Source organism: Bacillus sp. (in: firmicutes), from assembly GCA_017656295.1.
Classification (GTDB): Bacteria; Bacillota; Bacilli; order Bacillales; family JACDOC01; genus JACDOC01.
The window spans coordinates 207,135-219,807 of the sequence record JACDOC010000002.1 but is presented as its reverse complement, the minus strand read 5'-3'; the positions used below and the strand labels follow the sequence as shown (position 1 = coordinate 219,807).

The 12,673-nt window shown below is 39.9% G+C and carries 10 protein-coding genes; all 10 read right to left on the bottom strand.

Translation table 11 applies throughout. The annotated features are described in order from the left end of the window. Position 1: 1 nt before the first annotated feature. The 10 genes from H0Z31_03830 to H0Z31_03785 all read right to left on the bottom strand — a co-directional run bounded on the left by H0Z31_03830 (position 2) and on the right by H0Z31_03785 (position 12,630). On the bottom strand, positions 2 to 319 hold the full coding sequence (locus H0Z31_03830; GenBank protein ID MBO8176570.1) for a YlxQ family RNA-binding protein: 318 nt from the start codon (positions 317 to 319) through the stop codon (positions 2 to 4). Continuing rightward, the gene (locus H0Z31_03825) at positions 316 to 600 is read right to left on the bottom strand and encodes a YlxR family protein (GenBank protein ID MBO8176569.1); all 285 of its coding nucleotides are present in this window, start codon (positions 598 to 600) and stop codon (positions 316 to 318) included. The genes H0Z31_03830 and H0Z31_03825 overlap by 4 nt, the downstream gene beginning before the upstream one ends. A gap of 12 nt (positions 601 to 612) precedes the next feature. Continuing rightward, positions 613 to 1,734: a transcription termination/antitermination protein NusA gene (gene nusA, locus H0Z31_03820; GenBank protein MBO8176568.1), complete on the bottom strand. Its 1,122-nt coding sequence runs from the start codon at positions 1,732 to 1,734 to the stop codon at positions 613 to 615. 37 nt (positions 1,735 to 1,771) lie between these two features. Continuing rightward, on the bottom strand, positions 1,772 to 2,242 hold the full coding sequence (gene rimP / locus H0Z31_03815; protein MBO8176567.1) for a ribosome maturation factor RimP: 471 nt from the start codon (positions 2,240 to 2,242) through the stop codon (positions 1,772 to 1,774). Between the two features lie 148 nt (positions 2,243 to 2,390). Beyond that, entirely contained in the window at positions 2,391 to 6,722 is a 4,332-nt protein-coding gene (locus H0Z31_03810; GenBank protein MBO8176566.1) for a PolC-type DNA polymerase III, read from the bottom strand. Between the two features lie 132 nt (positions 6,723 to 6,854). Further along, positions 6,855 to 8,558: a proline--tRNA ligase gene (locus H0Z31_03805; protein ID MBO8176565.1), complete on the bottom strand. Its 1,704-nt coding sequence runs from the start codon at positions 8,556 to 8,558 to the stop codon at positions 6,855 to 6,857. A gap of 24 nt (positions 8,559 to 8,582) precedes the next feature. Beyond that, positions 8,583 to 9,911 (bottom strand): RIP metalloprotease RseP, encoded by a 1,329-nt coding sequence (gene rseP / locus H0Z31_03800; GenBank protein ID MBO8176564.1) that lies wholly within the window; start codon positions 9,909 to 9,911, stop codon positions 8,583 to 8,585. Then, positions 9,883 to 11,037, bottom strand: coding sequence for a 1-deoxy-D-xylulose-5-phosphate reductoisomerase (locus H0Z31_03795; protein ID MBO8176563.1), 1,155 nt, complete (start codon positions 11,035 to 11,037; stop codon positions 9,883 to 9,885). Before H0Z31_03795 ends, rseP begins: the two co-directional genes overlap by 29 nt. Before the next feature lie 18 nt (positions 11,038 to 11,055). After that, positions 11,056 to 11,844, bottom strand: coding sequence for a phosphatidate cytidylyltransferase (locus H0Z31_03790; GenBank protein MBO8176562.1), 789 nt, complete (start codon positions 11,842 to 11,844; stop codon positions 11,056 to 11,058). A 3-nt stretch (positions 11,845 to 11,847) separates the two neighbouring features. Next, on the bottom strand, positions 11,848 to 12,630 hold the full coding sequence (locus H0Z31_03785; protein MBO8176561.1) for an isoprenyl transferase: 783 nt from the start codon (positions 12,628 to 12,630) through the stop codon (positions 11,848 to 11,850). Positions 12,631 to 12,673: the final 43 nt, after the last annotated feature.

The following is a 12,673-nucleotide window of genomic DNA, read 5'->3' as shown; positions in this document are numbered from 1 at the left end:
TTCACCCCCACGTTTTTTCATCGAGCAACATCTCTAATTTTTTGGCAAATCCTTCATCGACAACTGCTACGACTACGCGGGCTTCTTTCCCGATTGCTTGACCAAGCATATACCGATCGGGTACCCGCCTAAGCGGTACTCCATAATAAGTTGTCTTATCTTCTATTTTCTTAGCTGTATTTGAAGAAGCATCATTGGCTAGAAGAACCAATTTGGCTTTATTTGCCTTCACTTCTTTAATGACCAATTCTTCACCAGAGATGATTTTGCGCGCCCGATTGGCCAATCCTAATAATTGAAACCATCTTTGTTGTTTCATTCGGTTTTCAATTTCTCCTTCTCCACAATTGTAAGTAATTCTTCATAGATTTGTTCAGGAATGGCCACATCTAAATGTCTTGATAAAATGTTTTTCTTTTTTGCCAGTAAAATAGCTTCACGGTCTTTTGAAAGGTACGCTCCACGTCCTGATTTTTTACCTGTTAAATCAACTGATACTTCACCTTCTTTGGAGCGAACGATTCGAATCATTTCTTTTTTTGGTTTCATTTCGCCAGTTGCCACGCACTTTCGCATCGGAATTTTTTTTCGACTGCTCATACACATCACCTCTTACTCGATTTCTTCTGTATCAAAATCGAATGTTTCGAGTGTAACATCGTCAGCCTCTGATGCTTGTTCACGTGGATAAATACCTAATTCACGAGCGTCTGATTCGCTTTTAATATCAATTTTCCAACCGGTTAGTTTTGCCGCAAGACGGGCGTTTTGACCCCGTTTACCAATTGCTAATGATAATTGGTAATCTGGTACAACTACCGTCGTCGCTTTTTCTTCTTCGTTCACCATCACATCTAACACTTTGGAAGGGCTTAATGCGTTAGCAACAAATTCAACCGGATCCTCAGACCATTGAACGATATCGATTTTTTCACCTTTTAATTCGTTGACAATCGTTTGTACGCGTGCCCCTTTAGGTCCAACGCAAGCACCGACCGGATCCACTTCAGGGTTTTCGCTATAGACAGAGATTTTAGAACGATCGCCAGCTTCACGGGCAACGGACTTAATTTCTACAGTTCCGTCAAAAATTTCTGGGACTTCAAGTTCAAATAATCGTTTCAGTAATCCTGGATGGGTCCGTGATACGAAAATTTGTGGACCTTTCGTCGTTTTTTCAACTTTCGTAATGTACACTTTAATTCGATCATGTGGCTTATACGTTTCGTTTGGCATTTGTTCACTCACTGGTAAAAGTGCTTCCACTTTTCCTAAGCTGACATAGATGAAGCGGGAATCTTGACGTTGAACGATACCGGTCATAATATCTTCTTCGCGGTCAATAAATTCAGAATAAATAATGCCTCTTTCAGCTTCTCGAACCCGTTGAGTGACGACTTGTTTCGCGGTTTGTGCAGCTACACGGCCAAAATCTCTTGGAGTCACTTCAATCTCTACAATGTCTCCAATATCATAGGCAGGATTAATCTTTTGTGCTTCCTCAAGCGAAATTTCTAAACGAGAGTCGCTTACTTCCTCCACCACTTCTTTTCTAGCAAACACACGTACTGAGCCCTTTTCAGCACTTAAATCAATACGAACATTTTGCGCTTGATTAAAATTTCGTTTATACGCTGTAATGAGAGCAGCTTCTAGGGCTTCAATTATCACTTCACTTGAAATTCCTTTTTCTTTTGCCAAATTGGTAAGAGCATCCATTATTTCAGAGCTCATTGTTTTTCCCCCTTTTTTCTACAAAACGATAATGTGCTTATGAAAATGAAACGGCTAGTCGAGCTTTAGCCACTTTCTCCATTGGGATTGTGATTTCCTTTTTACGCGTTTTAATTTTCACTTCCATTTTCAACGTTTCGCCATCAAAATTGAGGAGCACGCCCTCAAAAACTTTTTCACCATCAATCGGTTCATATGTTTTTACGTGAACGTACTTACCAACAGCTTTGTAAAAATCTTTTTCTTTTTTGAGTGGTCGTTCAGCACCCGGTGATGACACTTCTAAAAAGTAGTTATGTGGAATGGGATCGATTTCATCCAACTTTTCTCCTAGACGTTCGCTCACTACTCCACATTCTTCAATATCAACACCCGTATCTTTATCAATGAACACGCGGAGGAACCAGTTTTTCCCCTCTTTGACGTATTCAACATCCACTAGTTCTAGGTCCATCTCTTCTAAAATGGGAGCTACGAGCTGTTCCACTACTTCCGTTACTTTGCTCATACATACCTCCTACACGGTAAACAGTTGATTTGCTGACAATACGAAAGAGTGGGTTTCCCCACTCTTTTAGCTGACAGAGTTATCAATAGTATTTCCAACACCAATATACCATAATCGTCCATGATTTGCAAACGAAGGCTCATTTCCATTAAAACAACGATAATTGATTTTGGTCTGGTAACGAATCTAAGCAGCCATGCTTTTCTAAATACTCAATGATTGTTTTTGACACACGCCCTCGTTGTTGTAAGTCTTCTTTTGACAAGAATTCCCCTTCTTCTCTTGCTTTCACAATATTAATTGCTGCATTCGTTCCAAGTCCAGGAATGGAATTAAATGGCGGGATGAGGGAATCCCCATCAATAATAAATTCGGTTGCACTAGAACGGTACAAGTCTACCCGTTGGAAGCGAAAGCCACGTTCACACATTTCTAAAGCTAATTCCAGAACTGTTAATAAACTTTTTTCTTTCGGACTAGCGTCTAATCCTTTTTCATTAATTTCCATAATTCGTGCTCGGATTGCTTGTGAACCTTTTACCATGGTGTCAATATCAAAATCCTCCGCACGAACAGTAAAGTAAGATGCATAGTATAGCAGTGGATGATGAACTTTAAAATATGCGATCCGTACCGCCATAAGGACGTACGCAGCGGCGTGAGCTTTCGGGAACATGTATTTAATTTTCTTACATGATTCAATATACCATTCCGGAACGTTATGCTTACGCATTTCTTCTTCCATTTCCGGTTGAAGCCCTCGTCCTTTACGAACGGACTCCATAATTTTAAACGCTAACGATGGTTCTAGTCCTTGATAGATCAGATATACCATAATATCGTCACGACAACCAATTACTTCACTAAGCGTACACGTTCCGTCTTGAATTAGCTCTTGAGCGTTACCGAGCCATACGTCCGTTCCGTGTGATAATCCTGAAATTTGGACAAGCTCGGAGAACGTCGTTGGTTTCGTTTCTTCCAACATTTGTCGAACAAAGCGGGTTCCGAACTCTGGAATACCAAGCGTTCCTGTTTTACACATAATTTGTTCTTCCGTAACCCCTAACGATTCGGTGCCACTGAAAATTTTCATTACTTCAGGGTCATCCGTCGGAATCGTTTTCGGATCGATTCCACTTAAATCTTGCAACATACGAATAACCGTCGGATCATCGTGCCCAAGAATATCGAGCTTTAATAAGTTATCGTGAATCGAATGGAAGTCGAAATGGGTTGTACGCCACTCTGACGTATTATCATCGGCTGGATATTGGATCGGTGAAAAATCGTAAATATCCATATAATCTGGTACAACGATAATTCCACCTGGATGCTGACCTGTTGTCCGTTTAACCCCCGTACATCCTTTTGATAAACGGTCAATTTCCGCCCCGCGTAATTGCAAATTATTATCTTGTGCATAAGCTTTAACGTAACCGTATGCGGTTTTATCGGCGACAGTACCGATGGTCCCCGCGCGATAGACATTGTCTTCCCCGAATAACACCTTTGTATAATTGTGAGCTCGAGGTTGGTATTCACCTGAGAAGTTCAAGTCGATATCAGGAACTTTGTCCCCTTTAAAGCCTAGGAATGTTTCGAAAGGAATATCATGCCCATCCTTTTTATATTTTGCTCCACATTGTGGACAGTTTTTATCTGGTAAATCGAATCCCGAACCAACAGAACCGTCATTGAAAAACTCGGAATGTTTACAGTTTGGACAGACATAGTGTGGTGGTAATGGGTTCACTTCCGTAATCTCGGTCATGGTTGCCACAAATGAAGACCCTACCGAACCGCGAGAACCAACAAGATATCCGTCATCTAGCGATTTTTTTACAAGTTTATGAGAAATTAAATAAATGACGGCAAACCCGTGTCCGATAATACTATTCAATTCTTTTTCTAACCGGGCTTCAACAATTTCAGGTAACGGATCCCCGTATATACTTTTCGCTCGTTCATAACTCATGCGGCGAATCTCTTCGTCAGCACCTTCTATTTTTGGCGTGTACAAATCGTCTTTGATTGGTTTAATGACGTCAATCATGTCTGCAATTTTGTTCGTATTGGTAACCACAATTTCTTTTGCTTTTTCTTGACCTAGGAACGAAAAAGCATCTAACATTTCATTCGTTGTCCGGAAATGGACATCCGGTAATTGGTGTCGGTTAAGAGGGTTTGCTCCCCCTTGGGAACTGACTAAAATTTTTCGATAAATTTTATCTGTTGGATGTAGGTAATGAACGTTACCTGTGGCGACAACTGGAATATGAAGCTCATCACCGAGCTGCACGATGTTACGAATGATTTCTTCTAGTTGTTGCTCATCTTTTACCAGTTCCATTTCGATTAATGGGGCGTAAACTTCTTTTGGATGAACTTCTAAATAATCGTAAAAGCGGGCAATGTCAACGACTTCTTCTGGTGCTTTTTGCATCATTGCCTCAAAGACTTCCCCTTTATCGCATCCAGAGCCAACAATAATTCCTTCCCGATGCTTTTGAAGAACGGACCTTGGAATTCTTGGTACACGGTAAAAGTAGTTTATATGAGCGTATGAAACGAGTTTAAATAAATTTTTCAACCCAACTTCATTTTTAGCAAGCAAGATACAATGGAATGGACGGGCGCGTTTATAGGCGTCACCTTTACCCATGTATTTATTAAAGTCATCATGGTATTGAATTCCTTTTTCTTTTGCATCTTTTAACATTTTAATAAGCAAATAGCCCGTTGCCTCCGCATCATAAATCGCCCGGTGGTGTTGGGTTAATTCGACATCAAATTTTTTCGCCAATGTATTGAGTCGGTGATTTTTTAATTCAGGATATAAAAAGCGGGCAAGTTCCAATGTATCGATTACTGGGTTTGTCGCTTTACCGAGACCAATGTTTTGATAGCCGACATTTAAAAAGCCCATGTCAAAGGAAGCGTTATGTGCTACTAAAATCGCATCGCCTGTCCATTCATAGAAACGGTGTAGCACTTCTTCCACGTCTGGCGCATCTTTCACCATATCGTCGGTAATACCGGTTAATTCAATGGTCGTTGCAGACAATGGCTGGTGCGGATTCGCAAACGATTCAAATCGGTCGACAATTTCTCCGTTTCGAACTTTGACGGCAGCTAATTCAATAATCGTGTCATATACTGCACTTAAACCGGTCGTTTCTACGTCGAAAACGACAAACGTATCTTCAGCGAGCAACCGATGTTGGTCATTATAGGCAATCGGAACCCCATCATCGACAAGGTTTGCTTCTACCCCATACAACACTTTCATATCGTGTTTTTTACTTGCACTATACGCTTCTGGAAATGATTGCACCACTGCATGATCGGTAACGGCAATTGCCCGATGTCCCCATTTTTTGGCTTGGGCAATTAAATCACTTACAGAAGTAACTGCATCCATTTGGCTCATCGGTGTGTGCAAATGTAGTTCCACGCGTTTTTCCCCTTCTGGAGCGGTGTCCTCTCGTTCAACCGGTTTCACTTCATTAATATCGTTGGCAATCATCACTAAATCACGGACAAAGGTATCGTTTTGCACACTACCGCGAACCCGTAGCCACATTCCTTTTTTCACTTTATTTAACAACGCTGCGTCCTCTTTATCCCGAGAGAACATTTTCACTAAAATGGAATCGGTATAGTCGGTAATTTTAAATGTTAATAATGTTCGACCGCTTCGCAATTCTTTCGTTTCTGCTTCAAACACATATCCTTCAATCGCAATGCGTCGTTCTTCATCAACAATCTCTTCTAATTTCTTGAATTCACTATCGTCTTTAATGGTGTAACCGATCATCAGTGGTCCATGATCTTCTTGTGCTTCATCCTTCGTATCTTTTTGTGCTTTCTCTCGTTTTTGCATTTCAAGTAAAGCTTGTTTCGCCCGTTCTTCGTCTTCTTTTCTCTTCTGTTCTAAAAACTGGTGATATTGTTCCGATGGTTCTGTTGAAACAATTTCTGTTTGTATCGATAATCGAGGGAAGCCTACTTTTTCAAAAACCGATAGAATCATCGAGCTATATTTATTTTTAATTTGCATTCCCTCTAATTCGTTGTTGACGTTAACAATGACTTTTTGACCTTGCAACGTTGGATATTGCTCGTTTAACAAAGTTAAGATGGGCGGTGAAATTCCATCAAGTTGTTGAACACAATATTTCCAATAATCGTGTACTAATTGTTCCGTTACTTCAGGATGTAAAACATTGATCGTCATATCGATGGATGCAATGTGGGAAAAGCTTTTCGTTAACTGTTGATAAAATTGTTGCCATACCCGAAACGGTAAGATCTGTTGGAAAGAGAAATAAAAGTGCCATTTTTTTCGCTGTTTCGAAACAGATAATTTTTCAATAAGTGCTTGTTGAAAATACGGCATATAATCGTCATCGGTTAATCCGATTTGTTGGAGCAATATTTGAAATCGTTCTTTTTTTCCGGCGGGATTTTCGTTCATACTTTCCTCTCCCATCCAATAAATCTTTTTTTCTCTTATCATATTAGATAATCGTTCGACACATTTCAACGTACATCCATCATCCATCATGTGGAAAAAAATTATCGGGGTTTCCCCCGATAATTCGTTCGATTAAAGTGTTTTTAATAATTCTAATACTTTTTGGACAACCTCTTCTTTAGCAACTTCAATCACTTCACCTGTCCGACGGATTTTTACTTCAACCATTCCTTCGGATGCTTTTTTACCAACGATCACACGCACTGGTAATCCAATTAAATCGGCATCAGCGAATTTTACACCAGGACGTTCAGCACGATCGTCCATTAGTACGTCAAGACGATATTCTTTCATTTGTTCATAAAGTTCTTCAGCCAACATCCGCTGGGCATTATCTTTCATATTAACTGGAATGAGATGGACATCAAACGGAGCAAGACTTGCTGGCCATACAAGACCGTGTTCATCGTTAAATTGCTCACAAACGGCTGCTAAGGTACGTGACACACCGATACCGTAACAGCCCATAATCATCGGTTGTGCTTTTCCGTTTTCATCTAAGAAAGTAGCATTCATAGCTTCGCTGTAACGCGTACCAAGCTTAAAGACATGACCTACTTCGATTCCCTTTGTAAAGCGAATCGTTCCTTTTCCATCTGGTGAAGGATCACCTTCTTGAATAAAACGTAAATCAACATATTGATCAACGGTAAAATCGCGAGCAGGTTGAACATTTTTATAATGATATCCCTCTTCATTCGCTCCACATACACCATTGACGATATATTCTACCGCATGATCGGCGATGATTTTTACTCCGTTAACACCGATTGGACCAAGGGAACCGATACTACAGCCTAGTACTTCTTTTGTTTCTTCTGGTGTTGCAAGCTCAATAACAGTCGCATCTAACACATTTTTCAATTTCACATCGTTTACTTCATGGTCCCCACGAACAAGAGCAACAACGTATTGATCGTCGACTTTAAACAATAAGGTTTTAATGCATTTTTCAGGAGCTACTCCTAAATAGGTAGACACTTCTTCAATCGATTTTTGGTTAGGCGTCGCAATTTTTTCGAGCGCTAAAGGTTCTTCTGTACTTTTTTCATAGGTAACCACAACTGGAGCCATTTCAATATTTGCCGCAAAATCGGATTCATCAGAATACGCAATCGTATCCTCTCCAATTTCGGAAAGAACCATGAATTCATGCGTATCTTTTCCTCCCATGGCCCCTGAATCGGCTAAAACCGCCCGGAAATTCAATCCACAACGGCGAAACACATTGGAATACGCTTCCATCATTTTTTCGTATGTCTCGTCTAGACTTTCTTGAGACGCATGGAAGGAATATGCATCTTTCATCACAAATTCCCGACCACGCAGCAGTCCAAAGCGTGGACGCTTTTCATCGCGGAACTTCGTCTGAATTTGGTATAGCGTAAGCGGTAAACGTTTGTACGATTTCACTTCATCACGAACAAGGCTCGTAATCATCTCTTCGTGTGTTGCCCCTAATGCAAAATCACGGTCATGACGGTCTTTTAATCGCATGAGCTCAGGCCCGTACGAATACCAACGACCGGACTCTTGCCATAATTCCGCTTGTTGAAGGGCAGGCATTAACAACTCAACAGCACCGATTTTGTTCATCTCTTCACGGACAATTTCTTCGACCTTTTGCAATACTTTTTTTCCTAACGGTAAAAAGCTGTACACACCGCTTGAATTTTGACGAATATATCCCGCGCGTAAAAGCAATTGATGGCTTTTAATTTCAGCATCTGCTGGTACTTCTCGTAACGTTGGAATTAACATCATACTTTGCTTCATCTATTCTCACACCTTTTCTACAAATTATAAAAAGAATCGTTGAATATCGTTCCAAGTCACGACGAGCATAAGCAGCATCAGTAAGGCTAAACCGATAAAATGCACCATTCCTTCTTTCTGGCGATCAATCGGTTTGCCTCGAACTGCTTCAACAGCGAAGAAGAGTAATCTTCCTCCGTCTAACGCTGGAATTGGTAGTAAATTCATAATTCCTAAATTAATGCTTAAAATAGCCGTCCATTTTAACAAATAGTAAATACCTGATTTGGCTACCGTTTCAGTGGAAACATAAATGCCTACAGGTCCGGACAGCATGTCAATTGAAAATTGACCGGTCAATAGTTTTCCTAACAAAATAATAATTTCCTTCGTCCATAAGTAGGTTTCTTCAAAACCGTATGTAACGATTTTTGTTGGTGATTTTTCTACTGGGCTGTACACCCCGATTAAGCCAATTTTTTCTCCTTCAATTTCATGGACTTTCGGCGTAACCGGTATTTCTAACAATTCACCGTTTCGATCAACAGTAAATACCAGCTCTTCACCAGGATGGCGTCGAATAATTTCGACGACGTCTTCCCATGTGGACACTTCAGAGCCATCTATACTTAAGACCACATCTCCCTCTTTAAGTCCTGCTTCTATGGCTGCACCATCATCGGTAAGGGCACCTAGACGAGGGTCATTCGTTGGAACCCCTTGAAAAATACCGATAATAATAAAGATGAGAATCGCTAACACAAAGTTCATCATCGGCCCAGCAAAAATAGCCATGGCTCGTTGACCAAGAGTTTTAGACGCAAACTGACGATCCCAAGGGGCGATTTGCGTTTCTTGCCCTTGGTCTACAATAACAGCTTCACGGTGAATAGAAAAAGATTGAAGGTGTTCATCGTCTCCGTCTTCATAACCACGAATAATTAAATCGTGCTCTAAATCAGCCGATTCCACTTCAACGATACGAACATTTGTATACCGATCTTTTTGATTTAGGATAATTTTTCGAACTCGATCGTGGTCATCAAGCTCGATTGCGATTCGTTGTCCGGGTTTTAAGTCTACCATTTCAGGGTCTTCTCCGGCCATACGGACAAATCCCCCAATCGGTAGTAAACGAATGGTGTAAATAGTTTCACCTTTCTTATAAGAAAACACTTTCGGACCAAATCCAATCGCAAATTCACGACACAAAATGCCAGCTCGTTTCGCAAAAACAAAATGTCCTAACTCGTGAAAAAAGACGATGGAACCAAAAATAAACATAAACGCAATAACTGTACTTAAGCTCAAAAGAAAAACCACCTTTTTTATAAACTTAATCCCGTTAAGTATGGGATAAAAGTGTTTGTACATAGTTTCTCGTTTCTTTATCGACTTCTTGAATCGTCGTTAAATCTGGGTGTTCGATGCTTTCATGACGAGATAAGGCTTGTTCAATGAGATCTTCAATTTGTAAAAATTCAATTTTCCGTTCTAAAAAGGCCGCGACTGCTACTTCATTCGCCGCATTAAGAACGGTAGGGAACGTGCCTCCTTGTCTTCCAGCCTCATATGCAAACTGTAAGCAGCGGAATCGATTCATATCCATTTTTTCAAAGTGTAATTGGCCAATTTCAGTTAACGATAACCTGCTCGCTTGCGGGAGCGGAAGACGATCTGGATAACTTAACGCATACATAATGGGTACACGCATATCAGGTGTTCCTAATTGAGCAATGACGCTACTGTCATGAAATTCGACCATTGAATGAATAATGCTCTCTCGATGTAAAATCACATCAATTTGTTCGTATGGTAAATGAAATAACCAATGGGCTTCAATAACTTCTAATCCTTTGTTCATCATAGTAGCCGAGTCAATGGTAATTTTAGCTCCCATCGACCAATTTGGATGATTAAGGGCTTCATCCACGGAAACCCCTTTTAATTGTTCTCTCGTCCGGTCGCGGAAGCTACCACCCGATGCAGTTAACACGAGACGTTCAATGTTTTTTTCTTTTTCTCCCTGTAAGCATTGAAAAATGGCCGAATGCTCACTATCAACAGGCAAGATGGAAACACCATGATTTTTTGCTTCCTCCATTACTATATGACCTGCGGTAACCAGTGTTTCTTTGTTGGCCAGTGCAATCGTCTTCTTTTCTTTAATAGCTTGTAAAGTTGGATATAGACCAACACTACCAATGACCGCATTTACGACCATTTCAGCTTCTGGATGAACTGCCGCTTCGACAAGTCCTTCTTCTCCATATAATATTGTCACTTTTCCGTCATATTCCAATTTTAACTGCTCCGCATCTTCTTTTTTTTGGACGGAAACTAGTTTTGGAGAATATTTTTCTATAATTTCCCTTACTTTGTCAATATTTTTTCCAACCGTACAAGCAACAAGACGAAATTGATCTGGGTGTTGGTCTAAAATATTTAACGTTTGGGTACCAATCGAACCTGACGCCCCAAGTAAACTGATCGACTTCAACCTTCTAATCCCCCGTTCTTATACAAAATGCATAAAATGCATAATTGGTAACACAAATAATAAGCTGTCAAATCGGTCTAAAATCCCCCCATGTCCAGGTAATAAATTCCCGGAGTCTTTTACCCCATAATGACGCTTTAAAGCTGATTCGACAAGATCACCGATTTGACCAAATATACTTAGAATAGCAGTAGTTCCATATAACTGAAGTGCAGGAACGTTCCAATCGCTAAACATAGAGAAGATAAATGCTATCAGCAAAGCTGATAAAATTCCACCAATAGATCCTTCAACAGTTTTTTTCGGACTTATTTCTGGCCAAAGTTTATGTTTGCCAAAGGCTCTTCCAACAAAATAAGCTCCGGAATCCGTTGCCCAAATAATAAATAAGGCAAAAAAGATATATGTAAGTCCTTCGATTCTCGTTTCGATAAAATAGTAAAAGCCAATGCCTACATATAAAGCAGAAAGCATGGAATAGGCGACATCATCGAACGTAAATCGGTTTTTGGAAATAACCGTATATGTTAAAAACAACAGAACCCCCATTAATGCAACTTCTATTTTACTATATCGAAATTGTTCAAGTAGATGGATATATTCTTTTGGTAGTAAAAAAATCCACAAGAGAAAAATAGAAATAGCCCCTGGGATTGAAAAAATAGATAATTTTCTCATTCGGAGTAATTCATGTAATCCGATTGTAGCGATTAAATAAATGAGTAATACTAGCGGAAATTGACCGTAAACGACAATGGGTAAAAAGATACCCGCCGCAACAACGGCAGTAATAATCCTTTGTTTCATTCATCATTCCTCACTTTGTAGACCACCAAACCGACGAGAACGAGATTGGAATGCTTCAATCGCTTCTAATAAATGCACTTCTTTGAAATCAGGCCACAACACATTCGTAAACCAAAATTCCGTATAGGCTAACTGCCAAAGCATAAAATTACTTAGACGAATTTCGCCACTCGTTCGAATTAATAAATCCGGGTCTGGTAAGTCGTGGGTCATTAAATAATTTGAAAAAAGTTGTTCGGACAAGTCTTCTTCTTTTAGTATGCCATTATTTATATCTTTTAAGACGTGTTGAACGGCATGAAGTATTTCCGCACGACTCCCATAGTTTAACGCGAAATTTAAAATAAGTCCGGTATTATTTTTTGTATCATGAATCGCTTTGTCTATTGCAGCAATCGTATGGCTAGGAAGATTCGTCCGATCGCCTATCATTTGAACTTTTACATTTTCATCGACTAACTCTGGTAAAAACGTTCCTAAAAATTCTTCGGGAAGTTTCATTAAATAATCAACTTCGGATTTTGGTCGTTTCCAATTTTCTGTTGAAAAGGCGTATAAGGTTAAAACTTTCACACCTAATTTGTTCGCCAAGCGGGTAATTTTACGGACAACTTTCATCCCTTCATGATGACCCGCTACTCTTGGCAGTGCCCTTTTTTTTGCCCAACGGCCATTGCCATCCATAATAATGGCGATATGAGCAGGTACTCCATTATTTTGAATGACTTTTATCCGTTCTTCCATTGTTTGATGGTCCGATTGTGATTTGAATAATTTATTTAACATAAAACAAGTCCTCCACATGATTTCCTCATGTTTAATAGTGCAT